The organism is Chryseobacterium tongliaonense, from assembly GCF_041224435.1.
Lineage (GTDB): Bacteria > Bacteroidota > Bacteroidia > Flavobacteriales > Weeksellaceae > Chryseobacterium > Chryseobacterium tongliaoense.
In genome coordinates this window covers 71656-94248 of record NZ_JBGFFD010000010.1, presented here as the reverse complement: position 1 = coordinate 94248, position 22593 = coordinate 71656, and the positions used below count along the sequence as shown (strand labels likewise).

Here is a 22593-nt window from a genome sequence, read left to right as displayed (position 1 = left end):
CTAACAATTAATTTTCCTGTTGTTTAATTAAGTTAAGAGCAGAACCTGCTTTAAACCAATCAATTTGTTGATCGTTATAAGTATGGTTAGCCATGATGATGTCTTTAGTTCCATCAGCATGTACAAACTCTAAAGTTAATTGCTTACCTGGAGCAAACTGATCCAAATCTAGGAAGTTAACCGTGTCATCTTCTAAAATTTTATCATAGTCAGCTTCATTGGCAAAAGTTATTCCAAGCATACCTTGTTTTTTAAGGTTTGTTTCATGGATTCTTGCGAAAGATTTGACCAATACGGCTTTTACACCAAGGTGTCTTGGTTCCATGGCTGCGTGCTCTCTTGATGATCCTTCACCGTAGTTCTGGTCACCCACAACGATAGTAGGAATTCCGGAAGCTTTGTAAGCTCTTTGTACGGCAGGTACTTCGCCGTATTCACCTGTCAGTTCGTTTTTAACATGGTTGGTTTCCATGTTATAGGCATTTACTGCTCCGATTAACATGTTGTTTGAAATATTATCAAGGTGACCTCTGTATTTCAACCATGGCCCTGCCATAGAGATGTGGTCGGTAGTACATTTTCCGAAAGCTTTGATTAAAACTTTAGCTCCTTCAATGTTTTTACCGTCCCAAGCCGGGAATTCTTCCAGTAATTGAAGCCTGTCTGATGTAGGGCTTACATTGACCACTACTGAAGATCCGTCTTCAGATGGAGCCTGGTATCCGTTATCATCTACAGCGAATCCTTTTTCAGGTAACTCATAACCCTGAGGTTCGTTTAATCTTATCTGCTCTCCGGATTCATTCGTTAAAGTATCTGTAATCGGATTGAAATCCAGTCTTCCTGAGATCGCAACAGCAGCTACCATTTCCGGAGAAGCTACAAATGCGTGAGTATTCGGGTTACCGTCGGCTCTTTTCGCAAAGTTTCTGTTGAAAGAGTGAATGATAGAGTTTTTCTCTCCTTTTTCAGCACCTTCTCTATCCCATTGTCCGATACAAGGTCCACAGGCATTAGTAAAGATTCTTGCGTTTTCAAATTTTCTGAAAGAATCTAAGAAACCGTCTCTTTCTGCAGTGAATTTTACCTGCTCAGATCCGGGGTTGATCCCTAAGATCGCTTTAGGCTTAACACCTTTTGCAACCGCATCTTCAACGATTGAAGCAGCTCTTGATAAATCTTCATAAGAAGAGTTGGTACAAGATCCGATCAATGCCCATTCAACCTCAAGAGGCCATCCGTTAGCTTCAGCCTTAGCTCTGAATTCAGAAACAGGAGTTGCCAAATCCGGAGTGAAAGGTCCGTTCAAATGAGGAGCCAATTCAGAAAGGTTAATTTCAATTACCTGATCAAAGTATTGTTCAGGATTTGCATATACTTCAGCATCACCGGTCAGGTGTTCTGCAATTTTGTCAGCTGCATCCACTACATCCTGTCTTCCTGTAGCAGCCAGATATCTTCTCATTGAATCATCGTATCCGAAAGTAGAAGTTGTCGCTCCGATTTCAGCACCCATGTTACAGATAGTACCTTTACCGGTTGCTGAGAGAGACAGTGCCCCTTCTCCGAAATATTCTACGATACATCCTGTTCCACCTTTTACGGTAAGAATTCCTGCTACTTTCAGGATAACATCTTTTGCAGACGTCCACCCGTTCATTTTACCGGTTAATTTTACACCGATAAGTTTAGGCATCTTAAGTTCCCAAGCCATTCCTGCCATTACATCTACGGCATCAGCACCACCTACACCGATGGCTACCATACCGAGACCTCCTGCATTTACGGTGTGAGAATCGGTACCGATCATCATACCTCCGGGGAATGCGTAGTTTTCTAAAACAACCTGGTGGATGATACCGGCTCCCGGTTTCCAGAACCCGATTCCGTATTTATCACAAACAGAGCTCAGAAAGTTGAAAACCTCAGAGTTTTTGTTGATCCCTTCCTGTAAATCTTTATCAGCACCTACTTTCGCCTGGATCAGGTGGTCTGCATGTGCTGTTGAAGGAACTGCAACCTTAGATTTTCCGGCCTGCATAAACTGCAAAAGAGCCATCTGTGCAGTGGCATCCTGCATAGCTACTCTGTCCGGTGCAAAATCTACGTAAGAGTTTCCTCTCTCATGTGCTTGTGTGGCATTTCCTTCCCAAAGGTGGGTATAAAGGATTTTTTCTGAAAGCGTAAGCGGTTTTCCCACGATTTGTCTTGCCGCAGCAATCCTTTCCGGGTAACGTTCGTACACTTTTTTGATCATATCAATATCAAAAGTCATATCTCTTAGAATTAATGTTTATACATTTATGTTTATCTGCAGCCGAAGTATTAATGCCCAACCTGAACCAACTCCTTGATAGGAGGTGTAAACTTAGTCAGGTCGATACCCTCCACTGCAGCTTTATATTCATCTATATTAGGAATTCTTCCAATGATAGCAGATAAGACAACAACAGGTGTTGATGCAAGTAGAGATTCTCCTTTTTTACGTTCGGAATCTTCAACTACTCTTCCCTGGAAAAGACGGGTAGAAGTTGCCAATACCGTATCTCCTTTAGCTGCTTTTTCCTGATTACCCATACAAAGGTTACATCCCGGACGCTCAAGGTACATTACATTTTTGTATTCTACACGGGCCTCGCCTTTAGGAGCATTATCATCAAATTCAAAGCCGGAATATTTTTCCAATAATTCCCAGTCTCCTTCTGCTTTTAATTCATCAATGATGTTATAAGTAGGTGCAGCCACTACTAATGGAGCATTAAATTCTACTTTACCCTGTTGCTTTTCAAGGTTTCTTAGCATTTGGGAAACAATTTTCAAATCTCCTTTGTGAACCATACAAGATCCTACAAAGCCAAGATCTACTTTTTTATCTCCACCATAGTAAGAAAGAGTTCTGATCGTATCGTGGGTATATCGTTTAGAAACATCATCGTTGTTTACATCCGGGTCTGCAATCATAGGTTCTACAATGGCATCAAGATCTACAACCACTTCAGCATAATATTTAGCATTCGCGTCCGGAGTTAAAGCCGGTTTTTCACCTGACTTAATCTCTGCAATTCTCTTATCAGCTTTATTGATTAATCCCTGAAGAACCTGGTTATGATTATCCATCCCTTTATCGATCATGATCTGGATTCTGCCTTTCGCAATTTCCAATGATTCAATCAGGGTATTGTCTTCGGAAATATTGATGGAAGCTTTAGCCTTCATTTCTGCAGTCCAGTCTGTAAATGTGAATGCCTGGTCAGCAGGAAGAGTTCCGATGTGAACCTCAATGATTCTGCCCTGGAATACGTTTTCTCCACCAAACTGTTTAAGCATCTGAGCCTGGGTTGCATGAACTACATCACGGAAATCCATATGCTCTTTCATATCCCCTTTGAAGGTTACTTTTACCGATTCAGGAATCGGCATAGATGCTTCACCGGTAGCCAGTGCAAGAGCAACAGTCCCAGAGTCAGCCCCGAAAGCAACTCCTTTAGACATTCTTGTGTGTGAGTCACCACCAATGATGATAGCCCATTCATCTACCGTAATATCATTAAGAACTTTGTGGATTACGTCAGTCATTGAGTGATATTCACCTTTCGGGTCACGGGCAGTGATCAGACCGAAATCGTTCATGAATTTCATCAGCTTTGGAATATTTGCCTGAGCTTTTTTATCCCATACTGAAGCGGTATGACAACCTGATTGATAAGCCCCGTCAACAATTGGCGAAATCACTGTTGCTGCCATAGATTCAAGTTCCTGAGAAGTCATAAGACCTGTGGTATCCTGTGAACCAACAATGTTTACTTGTACGCGAACATCCGAACCGGCGTGTAATACTTTTCCCGGTGTTATGCCTACGGCATTTCTGTTGAATATTTTTTCTACTGCTGTAAGACCTTGCCCGTCATGAGAAATTTCTTTTGATGGAGCAAAAACAGGTGGTGTTTCTATTCCTAAAAGTTGTGCAGCAAAGGTCTGTAGCTTTTTACCGAACACGATCGCATATGATCCGCCGGCTTTGATAAATTCTATTTTTTGAGGAGTGAATGCTTTAGAAATGTCAATCAGCTCCTGATCACCATTATAAAGTTTCTTCTCTTTTGTATTGATGGTAAGAACAGTTCCCGTAGCAACAGAATATGCCTCTTCAAGAATTGGTTCTCCATTTTCGTTACGAATCGGGTTCCCTTCTGCATCCAGTTTTTTTACCCAGTTTTTAAGGTCGATACCAATACCTCCGGTTACGTCAACAGTGGTAAGGAAGATCGGGGAAATCCCGTTTGTTCCTCCAACGATCGGAGCAATATTTACGAATGGGATATATGGGCTTGCCTGTTTACCGGTCCATAAAGCCACATTGTTTACTCCTGACATTCTTGATGAGCCTACACCCATGGTGCCTTTCTCAGCAATCAGCATCACACTCTTATCCGGATGCTGCGCCTGAAGTGCTCTGATTTCTTCCTGCGCCTGAGGAGTAATCATACACTTGCCATGGAGCTCACGGTCTGATCTTGAGTGGGCCTGGTTACCCGGAGAAAGTAAATCTGTAGAAATGTCACCTTCACCGGCGATGAATGTAACTACTTTAATTTCTTCCGGAACATCCGGTAGTTTAGTAAAAAACTCTGCTTTTGCATAGCTTTCAATGATTTCTTTTGCGATTTCGTTACCGTTATTGAATGCTTCCTTTAAACGGTTAGTGTCCGCATCATAAAGGAAAACCTGTGTTTTAAGAACATTTGCTGCTTCTTTAGCAATAGCTGCATCATTTCCCAGAGCCAGATCCAGCAACACCTCAATTGATTTACCTCCTTTCATATGAGATAAAAGTTCAAAGGCAAAAGCAGGTGATATTTCTTCTATTACGGATTCACCAAGAATGATCTCTTTTAAAAATTTAGCTTTTACACCCGCTGCACTTGTTGTTCCGGGTAAAGTATTGTAGATAAAAAATTTAAGAGAATCTGCTCTGTCTGCATGATCTGAATCTTTAATCTGGGCAATAATTTCGCTTAATAATTCAGCACCATCAATCGGCTTTGGATGAAGCCCATGGTTTTTTCTTTCTTCAATCTCTTTGATGTAATCCTTATAAATATTCATATAGAAGTCTTTTCAATATTAAATTCAGATTATAAAGCAGTTATCTGTACTGCCATTTTTTCTATACCAGTCTGTAAAAATTACAACAATGCCATTTGAGATGTCGCATTTTGAACCACAATACGAACCGGAGTAGAATGAGTATAATCTACACCTCGTTTTAAAATTGTAAGATAATATCCGTCTCAAAAACGTTTTAGAAATTATCAAACGCCTAAAAAGTGTTCCCAAATTTACGAAATTCTAATATTTTATCTAAGTTAAATTATTTAGATTCTTTATAAATATGTTTTTTATATTTTCTATTTTTGGTCGTATTTTTGCAGACAAATGATGAATATGAAAAATAGTGCGTGTTTTTTTGGAATCTTTATTTCTGTATTTGTTTTTTCACAGACCAAATCTGTAAAGAAAATTCCGGCAAAAAACGTTGTTAAGACGGGCGTTAAAAAAAAATCAGAACCTAAACCTAATCCTGATTTGGTAGTGATCAATCCAGAAGTTCCCGTTTTGATTCCGCAAAAAAGAGACGGAAAGTTTGGTTACATTAATCAGAAAGGGAAATTTATTGTTGAGCCGGAATATCATATCGCAATTTTTTTTGCTGAAGATTGCAACCTTTTGGCTTCACCGAACGAAAAAATAAGAAAATTCGGAACTAAAAATTATGGTACCGTTGAAAAAGATCTTATTTCATACAGAATTGACAAGACCGGTAAAAGAGTTTATCAGTACAAAAGTTCGGATCTGGGAAAATGCAAGGTAGAATTTAAGCAACAACAATATCAGGCTTATATTTTAAACGGATTCTATGGGATTATAGAGCCTTCACAGTTTGTAAATGCTGCTGATTACAGGCAATACCAGATTTATCCCCAATACGAATATCTTCACATTATGGAAGGAGATGATGTCTCAAACCCTATGATTGTAGCTTCCCAGAATGATATGTTTGGAGTGATAGACGTACACAATAAAGTTGTTATTCCATTTGAATATACCAATATCAAAAGAAACTTCAGCTGGAAATTGGGGAAAATGTTTGAAGTGACCAAGGACGGAACCAATTATTATTACATCGACTCTTCGAATAAAGCATATTAAAATTTAGCTTCAATTCATAAACCAAATCTGTGTAGCCCATATTCCGCATCTTATAACTCAAATATTTTTTGTAATTTTGCGGCTGAAATAAAGGGGTGCTGTAAAAGGCTGAGATTATACCCAAAGAACCTGGAACGGGTAATGCCGTTTAGGGAGACTTCGACTCTTCAGAGCGTCGGAATTGTATAATATCTTATCGATCCCCTTTTATTCATTAAATTTTAAAATTTATAGAATGAAAGGATTATTTTTTTTAGGGCTTACCGCAAGCTCACTGGCTTTTGCCCAGACTCAAAACAGAGATACTTTAAAAATCAAAGAAATTGAAGCCGTTAATTTCACCAAAAGGCTTCCCGTTGCTAAAGAAATCATCAACGTTCAAAAAGATCTTGACAGCAAAAATCTTGGACAGGATCTTCCGATTCTTTTAAAAAATCAGACCTCCGTTATTTCTACTTCTGACGCAGGAAACGGAGTGGGCTATACCGGTTTCAGGATACGTGGTGTTGCCGGAAGAGGAATTAATGTAATGATGAATGGAGTACCGTTTAATGATTCCGAAAGTCAGGGAACTTTTTTTGTCAATGTTCCGGATTTAACGAGCTCCGCCTCACAGATCGTGATTCAAAGAGGTGTAGGAACTTCCAATAACGGAGTTTCAGCTTTTGGAGCAAGTATCAATGTGATCTCCAAAGATCCTGAAGAAAAGTTTTATGTAAAAACGGATGACAGCTACGGATCATTCAGTACGTATAAATATTCTGCTGAAATAGGCTCCGGGAAGTTCTGGAAAAACCGTCTTTCCGTGATGGGAAGATACACTCATATCCAGTCTGACGGATACATAGACCGGGCTTCATCAAAACTGGATTCTTACAATTTCACCGCATTATTTGAAGAAGGAAAAACAAGATTGCGTTTAATGGCTTTTGGAGGAAAGGAAAAAACCTATCAGGCATGGAACGGAATTGACAGAAAAACCTGGGAAACCGATCCTAAATTCAATTATTCGGGAGCGATTTATGATGCCAACTGGGAGAATATTGTCGGTTTCTATAATAATGAAACGGATAACTACAGACAAAATCATTATCAGTTGCTCTGGGAGCAGGGGATCAATGACAACTGGAATCTGGAAACAACCCTGCACTATACAAAAGGAAAGGGGTATTATGAAAACTATAAACAAGGCGACCCTTTTTCAAGATATAACCTGCCGAATATTATTGAAGGCAATGAGACCATAGAATATTCTGATTTTATCAGAAAAAAATGGCTGGATAATGATTTTTACGGGGTGGTTTCCACTTTATACGGGAAGTTTGATAACCTTGATCTTAATTTCGGAGTTGTAGGAAACCAGTACTATGGGAGACATTTTGGAAATGTGACCGGAGTTTTTTATCCGATCGATGAGCATGAATATTACAGAGGACGTTCAGTGAAAAACGAAGTGGCCGGATTTGCAAAAGCATTATTCAGAGTCAATAATTTTGAATTCTTTGGTGATCTTCAGCTCAGAAATATCGATTACGATACAAAAATCATCATGGCAGGTGATGATGAAGGAGCTAATCTGAAAAAAAGCTGGCTGTTCTTCAATCCAAAAGCCGGTGTAAATTATAAAATAGGAAACGGGAAAGTATTCCTGTCTTATGCCCATGCACAACGTGAGCCGAACAGAGACGACCTGATTGCCAACAATGATGTAAAAGCCGAAAAGCTTCACGATTTTGAAGCCGGACTGGAAAAGCAGTTCGGGATTGTATCCGTGACGGCCAATCTGTATTATATGTATTACGTGAATCAGTTGGTTTTAAATGGTGAGCTTAATAATGTAGGAGCCTTCATCAGAACGAATTCAGGGGAAAGCTACAGGAGAGGTATTGAAATCGGAGCATTGGCAAAACTGTCAAAGCAATGGGAAGTTTCCGGAAACGTAAGTTTAAGCCAGAACAGAAACCAGGATTTTAAAATAGAAAATGAAACGGAAGTTAAAGAACTGGGAAATACACAAATTTCCTTCTCTCCGGATGTTGTTGCCAATCTGGGATTGAAATATAACCCTAACAAAAATTTCCAGTTTTCTTTGATGAATCAGTATGTAGGAAAACAGTATCTTGATAATACGGAAGACAAAAACCTACAGCTTAAAGATTATCTTCTTACCGATTTTAATGCCCAGTATGAGTTCAGGATTGCCAATAATGATATTGCTTTGAAGCTTCTGGTTAACAATATTTTTAATAAAAAATACGTGAATAATGGTGCGGTTTACGATGGAGAGCCTTATTATTTTTCCCAGGCCGGAACTAATTTTATGTTCGGGATCAGCTGGAAAATTCAGTAACACTCATTATGGATGTTTTACCTAAGTATAAAGTAAAATGTTAGATTAAATTTTTTTAAAGACTGCTTCGGCGGTCTTTTTTTTACCGATAATAAAATCTAATGGAATTCAATGTTTTGTGATAAGAATAAATATTTTAATCCTTAAAACTAAAGATGTAAAAGGAATAATTAAATTCAGATGTTGAATTCAAAAAAAACATTTCAGCGAACAGTTTCAACAGTCCCTTTTTATACAAACAAATGTCTCAAAAAGTCATGAAAAAGTTATAAATTTGCTACCAAATGAATATTTCAGCTTACATTTTAGAATATCTGAAACAATTTGGTTCTGTTACAGTTCCGGGCTTTGGTGTGTTTTCTCTTGAAAATTCCAAGGCTGTTATCAACTCAGAAAACGGAAGCATCCTTCCGCCCGCAAGCCGCATTGCTTTTATTTCCGATTATGAGGCTCAGTCTGATAAGCTCGTTACTTTTATGAGCACTCAAAAGCAGATGCCTCTGGCGGTTGCCAAAAGTGATTTAAAGATTCAGACCGATTTCTGGAAGAAGAAACTTCAGGCAGAACAGGTTCTGGAAATTCAGAATCTGGGAACGATTTTTATTGAAGACGGACAAACCCATTTTAAAGGGAACAGGCTACAATCTGATCACCCCAATTTTTATGGCTTGGAAGAAATCAGAATTTCTGAAATGACGAATGCTGAAAATTCGATACATCCTGAAAACACTGAAAAAGATTATAAATTCAATAAATCTATTCTGTGGATTTTTCTTTTTGCTGTTCCTGTTTTAGGATTGCTTTATGTAGGGTATACCCAGCAGGAGCTTATATTCGGAAAGAAATCTTTTGATAAAGTTTCCGTACAGACTAAAACAAAAAGAATAGAAAAAGATACGGCAATGGTTAAAAAAGACTCGGCTCAGATTAAAAAATCAGATTCTTTGAAAAAAGATTCATTGATAAAGCCTGTCGTAAAATCAACAGGAATTCATTCAAACTCCAGAAAATAACACTAGGACTAAATGGGAAAAATAAAAAAAGCGTCAGAATCCCTGACCATTATGACCAATATCGTACTTCCGAACGAAACCAATTCTTTAAGAAACCTTTTTGGAGGTGAACTTTTAGCAAAAATGGACCGTTGCGCATCTATTTCTGCAGCAAGACATTGTGAAAGAAGAGTTGTAACAGCTTCTGTAAATCACGTGTCTTTCAATCACCCGATTCCTGAAGGGGGAGTAGTGGTTTTGGAATCCAAAGTTTCAAGAGCTTTTTCCACATCGATGGAAGTATATGTAGATGTTTGGTTGGATGATCCTATTAATCAGAAGAAAGTCCATACAAATGCGGGTATTTATACTTTTGTGGCAGTAGATGAATTCAACCGCCCGATCCCGATTCCTGAAATGGTTCCCGAAACGGAAGAAGAAAAAGAAAGATTTGCCGCAGCTTTCCGTAGAAAAGAATTGTCATTAATTCTTTCCGGAAGAATGAAACCTCTGGAATCTGTGGAACTGAAAAAGTTATTCCAGGAGCCGGAAGCACAGGAGCCTAAAAAAGAAAAATAAATTATATTCAAAATAAAATCAATGCTTTTAATTTTTGCTGAGTGTTAACGCCTTTGCGAACTTAAAAGCATTTTGTTTTTTTAATCCTTGCGGACTTTGCGTTAAAATTAATAAAAAATGAAGATTCTACTTTTAGATAAAAACCATCCTCTTATTACCGAGCAGCTTTTAGCAAAAAACCATATTTTGGAAGAGGATTTCACTTCTTCTTACGATGAGGTTTGTCTTAAAATTTCAGATTATGATGGGATAATCATTAGAAGCAGAATTCCTCTGGATAGGAATTTCCTTGAAAAAGGGAAAAATCTTAAATTCATCGCGAGGGTAGGAGCCGGAATGGAAAATATCGATGTTGAAGTAGCTGAAAAGCTGGGAATTCAACTCATCAATTCCCCGGAAGGAAACAGAGACTCTGTTGCAGAACATGTAATTGGGATGTTGCTGATTCTGATGCACCGTCTTTTCATTGCTTCTCAGGAAGTCAAAAACGGGATATGGAAGCGAGAAGAGAACAGAGGTGATGAGTTATTGGGAAAAACAGTAGGTCTGATCGGTTATGGGAATATGGGAAAAGCGACTGCCAGAAGATTTTCAGGCTTTGGGTGTAAAGTAATTTTCCATGATATCCTTCCTGGTCTTTCGGATGAATTTGCTACACAAGTTAGTCTCGAAGAATTGAAAAAAACAGCAGATGTTCTGAGCCTGCATATTCCTATCACTCCTGAAACCCATTATCTGATTGATGAAAGTTTTATTTCTGAAATGGATAAAGACTTTTATTTTGTCAATACAGCGAGAGGAAAAAATGTGGAAACTAAAAGTTTAGTTAAAGCATTAAAGTCCGGGAAAATAAAAGGCGCCTGTCTCGATGTTCTGGAATATGAAAAATCTTCCTTTGAAAATCTTGAAACCGAAAATGAAGATTTACAATACCTTCTGAGTTCTGAAAAAGTGATTGTTACTCCTCATATTGCAGGATGGACCCATCAGAGTAAAGAAAAACTGGCACAGGTGATTGTGGATAAGATTTTAGCAGCTTATTAGGCCGTAAAACAGTAAAATTGCTGATCTGTAAATTGTTCTTACTTTCACGATTTTGCAGTTTTATAATTAGGCTTTTCTGCCTTTTGTCAATTTTGCAAATCCGTGATTTTGCAAATTAACAATTCTCTTTATGTTAAATAATTCATAATATACCCCGAGTATTAAATATTTATTTTGAGTTTTATTAAATTGCCGCTCATTTTTGAAACTCATGAAGAAGCGTAATTTTGTATTAGTTATCACTGTTTTTTTATTTCTTTTTTCCTGTAAAAATAAATCCGAATCCAAAGAATCTGTCACTGAAAATACGACGGGTCTTCCTAATTATGGGAATGTAGATTTAAGCAAAGTCTTTACAAAAGGCGATGAACAGCTTTCTGATAAAAATTCACTTGTTCGGTATATTGACCAGTATTATAAAAAAGTCTGGGAAGGGAGTGACCTTAGCGGCGGAATCCTGGTCGCTAAAGGCGATGATATTTTGTATGAAAAGTACAGAGGCTTCGGCCGGGAAGGAAATCAGATGCCCATTGATAAAGATACTCCTCTACATGTGGCTTCAGTTTCAAAAACAATGACGGCAATGGCAATGATAAAGCTGATAGAAGCCGGAAAAGTAAAATTAACAGATCATATAACACAATATTTTCCGGGGTTTCCTTATCCGGGAGTAACTGTGAAATCGCTACTCTCTCAAAGAAGCGGACTTCCGAAATACGAGTATTTTATCACCAAAATTCAACCGGCTCCGGCTGAGCTTTCAAAAACTTATATCACCAATCAGGACGTGCTGAACATGATTATCAGATATAAACCTGAACTGGCCAGAGATACGGAAACAGGGTTTATGTACTGTAATACCAATTTTGCTTTACTGGCATTAGTAATTGAAAAAGTAACAAAAGTTCCTTTTCCACAGGCAATGAAAGAAATGGTTTTTGCTCCTTTAAAGATGAATCATACTTATATTTTCCAGGAAAAGGATATTCCCACCGCAGCTCAGTCTTTTTACTATGGCGGAAACAGATTATATCCTTTAGACAGACTGGATCTTATTTATGGGGATAAAAATGTCTATACAACGCCGAGAGACCTTCTCAATTTTTCAAAAGCAATGTATTCCAAAGATTTCCTTAAACCGGAGCTGATGCAGATGGTTTTCACGCCATATAGCAATGAAAAGGCAGGAATGAACAATTACGGCTTAGGATTCAGAATGAAAATTTTTGATAACGGAGAAAAGCTGACTTATCATAATGGCTGGTGGCACGGAACCAATTCGGTGTTTGCTCATTTATTAAAATCTAAAGTAACCATTATTGCAATCGGTAATAAATACTCAAACAGAGTGTATACGGCACTTGCCTTATCCGGATTATTTGAAGATTTCCCAATGCAGAAAGATAAGCTTCACAGCGTAATGGATGATAATCAGGATTCTTTGAAAAACGGACATGAAGTTTTTGGAGAATAATGTTTATTTTTGCTTAAACGTATTCATGAAAAGATTTCTTTTATTATTCATTATCGGTTTTCTTGTACAGTCCTGTGCAAGAGTGGGTTCACCTGTAGGAGGGCCGAAAGATACCTTAGCTCCCAAATTTCTAAGTTCGAATATTGATACAACAAGAATCAATGTTCCGAGGGATATTAAAGAGCTGCGAATTGATTTTGATGAATATGTAACGTTAAAAGACATCAATAAGAATCTGATTATTTCACCACCGATCAAAAAGATCAAACGTATTTTACCGTCCAATATCGCGAATAAATACCTGATTATTCAATGGGAAGATACTTTACAGGCCAATACAACCTATAATTTCAATTTCGGAAATTCCATTACGGATAATAATGAAGCTAACGTTTTGCGTTACTTTAATTTTGCATTTTCTACAGGTGATAAATTAGACGATTTATACATCAGTGGAGACGTAAAAGATGCAATAGCCATAAAACCGCAATCTACATCAGATAATAAACTTGTTGTGGGCTTGTATAAGGTTCAGGATACAATGAATTATAAGCAGAAGCCGTATTATATCACAAAAGTAGATGATGATGGTTACTTTGAGCTTAATTATTTATCTCCGGGAAAGTACAAAATCATCGCATTTGAAGATGAAAACGGAAATTCAATATATGATGCCGGAAAAGAAAAAATAGGCTTTCAGAAAGACCCTGTAGATGTGCAGTCTTCGATCTCCGGATTGAATTTAAAAATTTATCCGTCTAAAAAGCCATTGAAATACGGTGAAATGAAAGAAATACCGGGTGGAATTGTAATGACCTTTGACGGGCATCCGAATGATGTAAAAGTTCTTTCCTTAAACGAAAAACTTCAGGATATAAAAGTTACCCATCAGCCTAAATCGGATTCGGTGAGAATCTGGTTCGATGCAGTGAAAAATAATGTGGGGCAAACAACGACAGAAAATTTAAAGTTCAGTTATGATGCTGATAAAAAGCAGGATACCGTTTCTGTGTTTTATAAGTATAATACGAAAAATGCGATGGATGTTATCAGTGATAACGGTGGATCATTGCTCGCTCCAAAAACGGATTTTAAAATCAGTTCCAATTATTACCTGGATAAAATCAATTCAGATAAATGGATCCTTAGAACGGAAGGAGACAGCCTGAATACTTTACCTTTTACAGCAAAGATTTCAGAAACAAATCCTTATCAGATTTTGGTTAATTCTGATTTCATAGCCGGAAAAAAATACCGGCTGACCATTCCTAAGGAAACGGTTTTATCTTTTTATGCTAAAAATACCCAATCTAAACGTTTTGATTTTGAAGCGGATAAAATTGAAAATTACGGTAGCGTAACTTTTAAGCTTCAGAATGCTCCTGCTACCAATTATTGGATCCAGTTATTGGATACTTCTGAAAAAGTGATTTATCAGAAATATACAAAAGGAAGCGAGGTTAAATTCGATATTTTAAAGCCTTCAGAGTACATTGTAAGGATTCTCGTAGATAATAATGATAATAAATATTGGGACGAAGCTGATTTCCAGAATGAAATCTTTGCAGAAGACTCCTACGTTTTCTATAAAGTTGCTGTAGTACGGCCATTATGGGATACCAATGAAAACTGGGATTTAAAGGATACGCGGGTACTCGATACCAAAAACCTGAATATTCCGAAACCGCCTAAGGAAACTGAAATTGAAGATAAGAACCTGAAATCCGGGAATGCTGTTGTAAAACCTATAAGATAATAAAAGACAAGTTTATGAAGACGGTAAAGAAGATTGTATTCTGGAGCTTGGTTGCTTTTGCTATCATTCAGTTTATTCCTATAGACAGAAATAATAAACCGGTTGACCATACAACTAATTTTGTTGATTCCAAAAAGACCCCGGGAAAAATCAGTACATTGATTAAAGGGGCATGCTATGACTGTCATTCTGATGAAACGGTTTATCCTAAATATGCTTATATCGCTCCGGTTTCATGGTCTGTAAAGAGCCATATCAATGAAGGGCGGGAACATATCAATTTCTCTGTCTGGGAAACTTATAATGCAGACCTGAAAGCCAATATGATTAAAAATGTCGTTCAGACTCTTCAGAATAAGACAATGCCCATGCCCGGATATATTGTCTATCATAAAGAGGCTAACTTATCGGAAGCGGAAAGAGTACTTCTCGAAAACTATTTTGAAGAAATGCTAAAATCCAAAACCTATTAAATCCATTTTTCAAGTCTTTTAAATTTTCACAAAACATTTAGATACGCGTAATCTGAAAAATCTACGAGAGTTATAAACACTACGTTTTTAATCATCACAGATTTGCACAGATGATTGCTTTTTTAAAAAGTATTAATTACAAGTCTTGAAAAAAGAAAATATGGTTTGAATACAACCAATTTGTATAAAAAGTAAAGCGGGTCAAAACCCGCTTTTTTATTTTTAAATCTTTAAACAGATTTTATATACTGTTCAAAAAATTTCTTTTGAGAATCGAAGGCTATATCTTCCAGATTGATTTCATTGATGGGGATCCATTGTGTTTCTGAGATTTCCGAAAGCTCCAGACTTACCTCAAATTTTTCTGAAACCCTGTATTCATAAAACAAATCAATCGTATTATAATCGATTTCCTTATATTGATAAATATTGGGAAGACTTGTCAGGTATTTTAAATTTGAAATATTGATATCCAACTGAAGCTCTTCAAATAGCTCTCTTCTGCAGCTTTCTTCAGCACTTTCCCTGGGATCTACAAATCCTCCTGCAAGATCCAGTTTACCCTTTTTAGGCTCCTGGTTTCTTCGGGTAAGATAAACTTCATTTCCACATCTTATGACTACGGCTACAGCACCTGCCACATTGTTATATAATCTGAAGTCACAATTAGGACAGCTCCATTTTTTTTCACCATCCCATTGTAAAGATTCTTTGCCACAGCTGGGGCAATATTTCAATAATCTCATCTGTTATAATTATTTTTTTCAAAAGTCAGATGGAACTCCGTTTCATTAAGCAATATTAATATTTCTCGGATGATAAGTCAGGATCACATCCCTAAGCTCCTCCGTTTTCAGATGAGTGTAAATCTCCGTAGTAGTAATACTGGAATGTCCCAGCATTTCCTGAATATAACGCAAATCTGCCCCGTTCTGTAACAGATGGGTTGCAAAAGAATGTCTGAAAGTATGTGGAGATATTTTCTTGCTTACACCGGCTTTATCAGTAAGTTCCTTGATAATAAGAAATACAATAACTCTTGACATAGAGGTTCCTCTGCTGTTAAGAAATAAAGTGTCCTCGTATTTTTTATTGATTTTACTTTTCGAACGTACCTCTCTGATGTAATTTCCCAGTAATTCTGCCGTGTAATCGGCTAAAGGAACGAAACGGGTTTTATTCCCCTTTCCATGTACCTTAATATAATTTTCTTTAAAATTGATATTGGAAATTTTCAGATCAATCAGCTCGGAAACCCTGAGCCCGCAACCATAAAGAACCTCGATAATACATTGGTTTCGCTTTCCAAGGTCTGATGAGATTTCTATTGCTCCGATAATCCTGTTGATATCCGGCAGGCTTAAAGTGTCGGGTAAATACAATCCCAACTTAGGCCCTTCCAGCAACGCGGCAGGGTTGTCTTCACGGGCTTCATCTTCTAATAAGAACTTGAAAAAAGCTTTTATTGAAGAGATCCACCGTGCCTGAGACCTTTCGCTGAATTTTTGTTTGGAGAGATTGAAGATATATTCCTGAAGGTTTTCGTACCCTATCTTATCAGGGGCAAGACCGTCAAGCTCTTCATCGGCGTATTCCTTTAATTTTTTAATGTCCCGAACATAGGCGTCGAGAGTGTTTTCTGAAAAATTTCTTTCGAAGCGAAGAAAGATTTCAAAATCCTTAATTTTTTCATCCCAAGTCATTTGTGCTTTATTTTTTTAGTTCACAATCAGAAATTTGCTCTATTTCAATATTATGGTTTCTCAGGAACGATATTCCATCGTCATCCGAATACTCATTAATGTACACGAGTCTGGTAATACCTGCCTGTAAAATCAGCTTGCTGCATTCTTTACAGGGAGAAAGCGTTAAATACAACGTTGCCCCTTTTGCAGACTGAGTGGAAGCTGCCAATTTTAATATGGCATTTGCTTCTGCATGCAGTACGTACCAGTGTGTTTTCCCGTCTTCATCCTCACAACAGTTTTCAAACCCCGAAGGAGTTCCGTTGTAACCATCTGAAATAATCATCCTATCTTTTACGATAAGAGCACCTACCTGCTTTCTTTTACAGTAGGAGAGTTTTGCCCACTCCTGAGCCATTTTAAGATAAGCTTTATCAAACTTATTCATACCGCAACATTGTTTTTTTCGAAATAATTTGAGTTTAATTTTTTTTAGAAGCTAGGCTTTCTTTTTTCTATAAAAGCGGTAACTCCTTCTTTTTTATCGTCCAGTTCAAAAAGTTCTCCGAAATATTTAATCTCAGTGTCAAAACCTTTATCCGTGTCAGATAAATTTACGGCATGGATAGCCTTTGATATTGCCATTGGAGAGTTAAAGGCAATAGTTTTTGCTAATTCTTTTGTTTTTAATAATAAGTCTTCAAGAGGATATACTTCATTAACCAATCCGATTTCCTTTGCTCTCTGGGCAGGAATCATTTTGGCTGAGAAGATCATTTCGTTGGCAAGGCCTTTTCCGATAAGCTTCGGAAGTCTCTGAGTTCCTCCATAACCAGGAATTAATCCCAATGTTACTTCCGGAAGTCCGAGCTTCGCATTTTCCGATGCATATCTGATATGGCATGCCATGGCAAGCTCTAATCCGCCGCCTAAAGCAAATCCATTGACTGCTGCAATGACAGGCTTAGACAGGTTTTCTATTTTGTTGAACAGAGAAGTATGGCCCGTTCTGGCCAACTCTTCTGCTTTATCTTGTCCGAAGTCGCTAAACTCCTTAATATCAGCTCCGGCAACGAAAGATTTCTCTCCGCTTCCCGTAATAATAATGGCTCTGCAGTTTGTATCCGAATCTAATTCATCGAATACGGCGCTGAGTTCCTGAATGGTTTTTGCATTTAATGCGTTAAGGCTTTCAGGTCTGTTTATGGTAATAATAGATACTTTATCTTCTTTATTTAATAATATATTTTCGTAACTCATTTTCCGGTTTAAAATATTATTTTCTGCAAATTATAATTTTTTTACAAAAAAAAGGAAAAAATCTTGACTTTTTTTCCTTTTAATTGAATTTATGTTCAATATAATTATTTGGAATGATTCATCATATTTGCGTCAATATTGATGTTTAGTTGTGATGCTACTTTCATGCCAAGTTCTATATTACTCCTGAAAAAGTGACATAATTGTCGGTTGATGATCTCATCTCTTTTCGGCCCGTCAATTCCTCTCATGCTTCCTACTATATTATTGATCAGATTTTCCCTGTCTTCGGAATTCATTGCTTTGGTATATAATAATCCTGGTTGTGTATAGTGGTCGTCATCATTTTCATTTCTGTTATAGCTGGCAACATGGGCACTGTCAAGTTCATAATCATAGCTTTTATAAGCAGAATCTGCTTTAATATTATCAAAACTGTTTGGATGGTAATTCGGTTGGTCACCATAATCTTTGGCATCTGCCATAAAACCGTCTCTCTGATAATTGCTGGTTGCAAAAGGGCAACGGTTCACTTCAAGCTGATGGGCATTGACTCCAACTCTGTACCGGTGTGCATCCGGATAGGAGAATAATCTTCCCTGCAGCATTTTGTCAGGAGAAAAACTGATTCCATTGATTAAGTTGCTGGGTGAAAAAGTAGATTGCTCTACATGAGCAAAATAATTGACAGGAATTTCATTCAGCTCCATTTCTCCAACTTCAATTAAAGGAAAATCTCCCTGGAACCATACTTTGGTTACATCAAAAGGATTCCATCTGAAATCTCTGGCCTGCTCTTCGGTCATTACCTGTATGTATAAAGTCCATTTCGGGAAATCACCGTTTTCGATAGCATTACAAAGATCTTCCTGTGCAAAATCCGGGTTTTCTCCGGCCATTTTCACGGCATCTTCATTGGTGAAGTTTTTTATGCCCTGTTTTGTCTTGAAATGGAACTTTACCCAGACTCTTTCGTTGTTTGCATTGATCATTGAGAATGTATGAGAACCAAAGCCGTGCATATGTCTGTATCCATGTGGTGTGCCTCTGTCTGACATTAAAATAAGAACCTGGTGAAGAGATTCAGGATTCAAACTCCAGAAATCCCACATCATCGTAGCGCTTTTCAGGTTGGTTTTCGGAACCCTTTTTTGAGTATGAATAAAATCCGGAAATTTTTTGGCATCCTTAATAAAGAAAACAGGAGTGTTATTTCCTACCAGATCCCAGTTTCCGTCTTCCGTGTAAAACTTCAAAGCAAATCCCCGCGGATCTCTTGCAGTATCTGCACTTCCTTTTTCACCTCCTACCGTAGAAAAACGGGCAAACATTCTGCAGGAATTTCCAACTTTAGAAAAAAGTTTTGCTTTTGTATATTGACTGATATCATGGGTTACGGTGAAAGTTCCGTAAGCGCCGGTTCCTTTCGCATGAACAATTCTTTCCGGGATTCTTTCTCTTACAAAATGAGCCAGATTTTCCTGAAGAATAAAATCCTGTAATAATACGGGACCTCTCGGGCCTACTGTTTGGGAATCCTGATGTTCAAAATAAGGAGCTCCGCTGCTTAACGTTAATTTTTTAGAATCCATATACTTAAGAATTTTTTTAATTTATGATCGTAGTAAGAAGCCATACTACGGGTAAGAATTATCAAATTTACTTCAATTTTTAATTGCTGAAAGCAAAAACATCATATCTTTGTAATAGATAATATTAATCAAATGAACATTCAGCAACTGGAGTATCTTATCGCTGTAGATAAGTATAAACATTTTGGTAAAGCAGCTCAAGCATGCTTCATTACGCAACCTACGTTAAGTGCAATGATACAGAAATTTGAGGATGAACTGGATGTAAAGGTTTTCGACAGGACTACGCACCCGATCCGTACCACAGATGTAGGGCTTCAGATCATCGATCAGGCAAAGGTGATTATAGAATCTGTCAATGAGCTGAAGAATAAAGCCAATCTGCTGAATAATATTTTAGGAGGTACCATCAATCTGGGAATTATTCCTACGGTTTCTTCCTTTATTTTACCAAGTGAAATCTTTAGCTTCCTGGAACAGAATCCGAAAATTCAGATGAATGTAAAAGAAATGACGACGGATAATATCATCAAAGCTCTGAAAGCCGGAGAACTTGATGCCGGAATTATTTCAACGCCTTATGATACGGCTGATGAATTTTATCAGGATTTCCTTTTCAATGAAGAATTAATGATTTACAGTTCGGATACGGAAGCAAATAAGAAGAATACGTATGTGATTCCTGAAGAGCTGAATGTAGAAAAAGTATGGCTTTTGGAAGAAGGAAACTGCTTGAGAAGCCAGTTTGAAAATATTTGCCACTTAAAGGAAAATACCCTGAAGCCGAAGAACCTGGACTTTTTAGCTTCCAATATTCAGACGCTGGTACATATGGTAGATAAAGTAGGTGGGATTAGCATTTTACCAGAATTAGCTTTAAGCCAGCTTTCCGATGAACAGAAAAGTAAAGTATTCAGATTTAAAAAACCTTTCCCTTACAGAGAAATAAGTATCATTTATTATAAGCCCACTTTCAAACAAAAAATTATTGATGAATTATCTTCTTCTATCCAGTCATCATTAAAAGAAAGATTGAATTATAATGAAAATCCAAAAGAATTCGTAAGCATAAAACCACAATAGTTTTTTTCCTTTATTTCGGGCTAAGCTCCTAGTTTCAAGAAAATTGCAATTAACGGGTAAAAGTTTTGAGTATTAAGAAAATAGTACTTAACTTTGCAAACGTTTACGAACGAGGAAAAATTTGACCTGATTGCAACCTCTATAAAAAAAGCTAAAACAGTATTTCTTTTTGAGCTTTCCGGGCAATTATTCGTTTTTTTCCTCATATATTAATTTAATAAAACAAGAGAATAATATGTCTTATTTATTTACGTCTGAATCAGTTTCAGAAGGACACCCGGATAAAGTTGCCGATCAGATTTCCGACGCTTTAATCGATCATTTTTTAGCTTATGATAAAGCATCAAAAGTAGCATGTGAAACACTTGTTACTACAGGACAGGTGGTTTTGGCCGGAGAGGTGAAATCAGATGCCTATCTTGATGTTCAGACGATTGCCAGAGAAGTTATTAACGGAATCGGATATACAAAAGGTGAATATATGTTCAACGGGGATTCTTGCGGAGTTATTTCTGCAATCCACGAGCAGTCACCGGATATCAATCAGGGAGTTGACAGAATTGTATCTGACGAAACTTTTGAAAGCAAAGCCAATGCACAGGGAGCAGGTGATCAGGGAATGATGTTCGGTTATGCGACTAACGAAACGGCTAACTATATGCCTTTAGCACTGGATCTGGCACACACTATCCTTAAAGAGCTTTCTGCGATCAGAAGAGAAAATAAAGAGATTGAATATCTTCGTCCGGATGCTAAGAGCCAGGTTACGATCGAATATTCTGATGACCACAAGCCGGTAAGAATTGATTCTATAGTGGTTTCTACCCAGCATGATGATTTCGGATCAGAAGAAGAAATGCTGAATAAAATCCGTGAAGATATTAAAAGTATCCTGATTCCAAGAGTTGTTGCTCAGCAGACAGAAGAAATCAAAGCATTATTCAACGACCAGATCAAATACCACATCAATCCTACAGGAAAATTTGTAATCGGAGGTCCGCACGGAGATACCGGTCTTACAGGAAGAAAAATCATCGTTGATACCTACGGTGGAAAAGGAGCTCACGGTGGTGGTGCGTTCTCAGGAAAAGACCCTTCAAAAGTAGACAGAAGTGCGGCTTATGCAACAAGACATATTGCTAAGAATTTAGTAGCTGCGGGAGTTGCGGATGAAGTTCTGGTACAGGTTTCTTATGCGATTGGTGTTGCTGAACCATGTGGTTTGTACATTAATACTTACGGAACTTCAAAAGTAGATATTCATGATGGTGAAATCGCTAAAAAAGTTTCTGCCATTTTCGATTTAAGACCTTATGCTATTGAGCAGAATCTTAAACTGAGAAATCCTATCTATCAGGAAACAGCTTCTTACGGGCATATGGGGAAAGAGCATTATATCGCTGATAAAACGTTCAATAAAGGACATAAGAATGAGATCACATTAAAAGATCTTGAATTCTTTACCTGGGAGAAATTAGACAAAGTAGAAGAAATTAAAGCTGCTTTCGGTATTTAATTTTTTCTTAAGAAATAAATAGACTGCTTTATCTTCATCAGATAAGGCAGTTTTTTTTAATTTTACACTTAAATAAATTAAAGATGATGAATTTTCGATTCGCAATAACCATTCTATCCCTGTTTTTACTGAGTACGGCTGCGAAGGCCCAATATACCATGCATAAAATGATTAATGTAGGGTATGTGTACCAGAATCAAAGCTTTGGGGAAGTAGGTGGTAAATTGCTTTTCCTGAAAAATGATGATGTTATTTACAGATTGGGAGGTTCTGCACTAATGGGCTCTGCCGATTCCAAATTTGCGATTATGCCTAAACTTCAGGCTGATGTTTTGCTCAATTTTGAAAAAAATGTGGATTTTTACCACTCATATTATTTTTTGATCGGTGCGGAAGGAACTAATAAATACGTTGCTCCTAAAGTTGGAGTGAGTCTTTTCGGGTTGCTGGATCTTACTGCAGGTTATGCTTTTTCTGTCGGAAATGCTGAATTAAACGGAAAAAAACTGAAAGGAATGAATGTTAATTTCACACTAAATATCCCTACTGTATTCATTCATGACATGTTTAAGTAAGTTT

At 37.4% G+C, this 22593-nt stretch carries 18 protein-coding genes; 11 read left to right on the top strand and 7 right to left on the bottom strand.

What is annotated here, in order from left to right; genetic code table 11:
• Nucleotides 1–7 precede the first annotated feature (7 nt).
• Together AB8P06_RS18190 and AB8P06_RS18185 are read right to left on the bottom strand one after the other, a co-directional pair.
• Complete coding sequence (locus AB8P06_RS18190) at nucleotides 8–2275, bottom strand: aconitate hydratase (RefSeq protein ID WP_369843657.1); 2268 nt, start codon at nucleotides 2273–2275, stop codon at nucleotides 8–10.
• A gap of 50 nt (nucleotides 2276–2325) precedes the next feature.
• Entirely contained in the window at nucleotides 2326–5106 is a 2781-nt protein-coding gene (locus AB8P06_RS18185; protein WP_369843656.1) for a bifunctional aconitate hydratase 2/2-methylisocitrate dehydratase, read from the bottom strand.
• Nucleotides 5107–5445: 339 nt separating this feature from the next.
• Here AB8P06_RS18185 and AB8P06_RS18180 point away from each other — a divergent pair, with 339 nt between their 5' ends.
• The 8 genes from AB8P06_RS18180 (at nucleotide 5446) to AB8P06_RS18145 (ending at nucleotide 14878) form a co-directional block, all read left to right on the top strand.
• Complete coding sequence (locus AB8P06_RS18180; protein ID WP_369843655.1) at nucleotides 5446–6210, top strand: WG repeat-containing protein; 765 nt, start codon at nucleotides 5446–5448, stop codon at nucleotides 6208–6210.
• A 235-nt stretch (nucleotides 6211–6445) separates the two neighbouring features.
• Nucleotides 6446–8560 (top strand): TonB-dependent receptor, encoded by a 2115-nt coding sequence (locus tag AB8P06_RS18175; protein ID WP_369843654.1) that lies wholly within the window; start codon nucleotides 6446–6448, stop codon nucleotides 8558–8560.
• A 284-nt stretch (nucleotides 8561–8844) separates the two neighbouring features.
• On the top strand, nucleotides 8845–9573 hold the full coding sequence (locus AB8P06_RS18170) for an HU domain-containing protein (RefSeq protein WP_369843653.1): 729 nt from the start codon (nucleotides 8845–8847) through the stop codon (nucleotides 9571–9573).
• Nucleotides 9574–9585: 12 nt separating this feature from the next.
• Nucleotides 9586–10131 carry an acyl-CoA thioesterase gene (locus AB8P06_RS18165; RefSeq protein ID WP_369843652.1) on the top strand — a complete coding sequence of 182 codons (546 nt, stop codon included), beginning with the start codon at nucleotides 9586–9588 and terminating at the stop codon, nucleotides 10129–10131.
• Nucleotides 10132–10248: 117 nt separating this feature from the next.
• Complete coding sequence (locus AB8P06_RS18160; RefSeq protein WP_369843651.1) at nucleotides 10249–11175, top strand: 2-hydroxyacid dehydrogenase; 927 nt, start codon at nucleotides 10249–10251, stop codon at nucleotides 11173–11175.
• Nucleotides 11176–11386: 211 nt separating this feature from the next.
• The gene (locus AB8P06_RS18155; protein ID WP_369843650.1) at nucleotides 11387–12649 is read left to right on the top strand and encodes a serine hydrolase domain-containing protein; all 1263 of its coding nucleotides are present in this window, start codon (nucleotides 11387–11389) and stop codon (nucleotides 12647–12649) included.
• 25 nt (nucleotides 12650–12674) lie between these two features.
• The gene (locus AB8P06_RS18150) at nucleotides 12675–14405 is read left to right on the top strand and encodes an Ig-like domain-containing domain (protein WP_369843649.1); all 1731 of its coding nucleotides are present in this window, start codon (nucleotides 12675–12677) and stop codon (nucleotides 14403–14405) included.
• A gap of 14 nt (nucleotides 14406–14419) precedes the next feature.
• Complete coding sequence (locus AB8P06_RS18145) at nucleotides 14420–14878, top strand: heme-binding domain-containing protein (RefSeq protein WP_369843648.1); 459 nt, start codon at nucleotides 14420–14422, stop codon at nucleotides 14876–14878.
• A gap of 230 nt (nucleotides 14879–15108) precedes the next feature.
• On the opposite strand, the gene AB8P06_RS18140 is transcribed toward AB8P06_RS18145, so the two are convergent.
• From AB8P06_RS18140 to AB8P06_RS18120, 5 genes are all read right to left on the bottom strand, one after another.
• Nucleotides 15109–15624: an NUDIX hydrolase gene (locus tag AB8P06_RS18140; protein WP_369843647.1), complete on the bottom strand. Its 516-nt coding sequence runs from the start codon at nucleotides 15622–15624 to the stop codon at nucleotides 15109–15111.
• 45 nt (nucleotides 15625–15669) lie between these two features.
• Nucleotides 15670–16581: a site-specific tyrosine recombinase XerD gene (gene xerD, locus AB8P06_RS18135; RefSeq protein ID WP_369843646.1), complete on the bottom strand. Its 912-nt coding sequence runs from the start codon at nucleotides 16579–16581 to the stop codon at nucleotides 15670–15672.
• Nucleotides 16582–16588: 7 nt separating this feature from the next.
• Entirely contained in the window at nucleotides 16589–17011 is a 423-nt protein-coding gene (locus tag AB8P06_RS18130; protein ID WP_007844123.1) for a deoxycytidylate deaminase, read from the bottom strand.
• 44 nt (nucleotides 17012–17055) lie between these two features.
• Nucleotides 17056–17823 (bottom strand): enoyl-CoA hydratase/isomerase family protein, encoded by a 768-nt coding sequence (locus AB8P06_RS18125; RefSeq protein ID WP_369843645.1) that lies wholly within the window; start codon nucleotides 17821–17823, stop codon nucleotides 17056–17058.
• Nucleotides 17824–17927: 104 nt separating this feature from the next.
• Nucleotides 17928–19415, bottom strand: coding sequence for a catalase (locus AB8P06_RS18120; RefSeq protein WP_369843644.1), 1488 nt, complete (start codon nucleotides 19413–19415; stop codon nucleotides 17928–17930).
• Nucleotides 19416–19547: 132 nt separating this feature from the next.
• On the opposite strand from AB8P06_RS18120, the gene AB8P06_RS18115 reads away from it, so the two are divergent.
• The 3 genes from AB8P06_RS18115 (at nucleotide 19548) to AB8P06_RS18105 (ending at nucleotide 22589) form a co-directional block, all read left to right on the top strand.
• Nucleotides 19548–20498: a LysR substrate-binding domain-containing protein gene (locus AB8P06_RS18115; RefSeq protein ID WP_369843643.1), complete on the top strand. Its 951-nt coding sequence runs from the start codon at nucleotides 19548–19550 to the stop codon at nucleotides 20496–20498.
• A gap of 235 nt (nucleotides 20499–20733) precedes the next feature.
• Nucleotides 20734–22014, top strand: coding sequence for a methionine adenosyltransferase (gene metK / locus AB8P06_RS18110; protein WP_369843642.1), 1281 nt, complete (start codon nucleotides 20734–20736; stop codon nucleotides 22012–22014).
• An 83-nt stretch (nucleotides 22015–22097) separates the two neighbouring features.
• On the top strand, nucleotides 22098–22589 hold the full coding sequence (locus tag AB8P06_RS18105; protein ID WP_369843641.1) for a hypothetical protein: 492 nt from the start codon (nucleotides 22098–22100) through the stop codon (nucleotides 22587–22589).
• Nucleotides 22590–22593 lie beyond the last annotated feature (4 nt).

What these genes read in the sequence shown, in the direction of transcription:
- AB8P06_RS18190 (WP_369843657.1), bottom strand. Translation starts at nt 2,275, where the DNA reads ATGACTTTTGATATTGATATGATCAAAAAAGTGTACGAACGTTACCCG.
- AB8P06_RS18105 (WP_369843641.1), top strand. Translation starts at nt 22,098, where the DNA reads ATGATGAATTTTCGATTCGCAATAACCATTCTATCCCTGTTTTTACTG.
- AB8P06_RS18180 (WP_369843655.1), top strand. Translation starts at nt 5,446, where the DNA reads ATGAAAAATAGTGCGTGTTTTTTTGGAATCTTTATTTCTGTATTTGTT.
- metK (WP_369843642.1), top strand. Translation starts at nt 20,734, where the DNA reads ATGTCTTATTTATTTACGTCTGAATCAGTTTCAGAAGGACACCCGGAT.
- AB8P06_RS18130 (WP_007844123.1), bottom strand. Translation starts at nt 17,011, where the DNA reads ATGAATAAGTTTGATAAAGCTTATCTTAAAATGGCTCAGGAGTGGGCA.
- AB8P06_RS18125 (WP_369843645.1), bottom strand. Translation starts at nt 17,823, where the DNA reads ATGAGTTACGAAAATATATTATTAAATAAAGAAGATAAAGTATCTATT.
- xerD (WP_369843646.1), bottom strand. Translation starts at nt 16,581, where the DNA reads ATGACTTGGGATGAAAAAATTAAGGATTTTGAAATCTTTCTTCGCTTC.
- AB8P06_RS18150 (WP_369843649.1), top strand. Translation starts at nt 12,675, where the DNA reads ATGAAAAGATTTCTTTTATTATTCATTATCGGTTTTCTTGTACAGTCC.
- AB8P06_RS18160 (WP_369843651.1), top strand. Translation starts at nt 10,249, where the DNA reads ATGAAGATTCTACTTTTAGATAAAAACCATCCTCTTATTACCGAGCAG.
- AB8P06_RS18175 (WP_369843654.1), top strand. Translation starts at nt 6,446, where the DNA reads ATGAAAGGATTATTTTTTTTAGGGCTTACCGCAAGCTCACTGGCTTTT.
- AB8P06_RS18170 (WP_369843653.1), top strand. Translation starts at nt 8,845, where the DNA reads ATGAATATTTCAGCTTACATTTTAGAATATCTGAAACAATTTGGTTCT.
- AB8P06_RS18120 (WP_369843644.1), bottom strand. Translation starts at nt 19,415, where the DNA reads ATGGATTCTAAAAAATTAACGTTAAGCAGCGGAGCTCCTTATTTTGAA.
- AB8P06_RS18140 (WP_369843647.1), bottom strand. Translation starts at nt 15,624, where the DNA reads ATGAGATTATTGAAATATTGCCCCAGCTGTGGCAAAGAATCTTTACAA.
- AB8P06_RS18115 (WP_369843643.1), top strand. Translation starts at nt 19,548, where the DNA reads ATGAACATTCAGCAACTGGAGTATCTTATCGCTGTAGATAAGTATAAA.
- AB8P06_RS18185 (WP_369843656.1), bottom strand. Translation starts at nt 5,106, where the DNA reads ATGAATATTTATAAGGATTACATCAAAGAGATTGAAGAAAGAAAAAAC.
- AB8P06_RS18165 (WP_369843652.1), top strand. Translation starts at nt 9,586, where the DNA reads ATGGGAAAAATAAAAAAAGCGTCAGAATCCCTGACCATTATGACCAAT.
- AB8P06_RS18155 (WP_369843650.1), top strand. Translation starts at nt 11,387, where the DNA reads ATGAAGAAGCGTAATTTTGTATTAGTTATCACTGTTTTTTTATTTCTT.
- AB8P06_RS18145 (WP_369843648.1), top strand. Translation starts at nt 14,420, where the DNA reads ATGAAGACGGTAAAGAAGATTGTATTCTGGAGCTTGGTTGCTTTTGCT.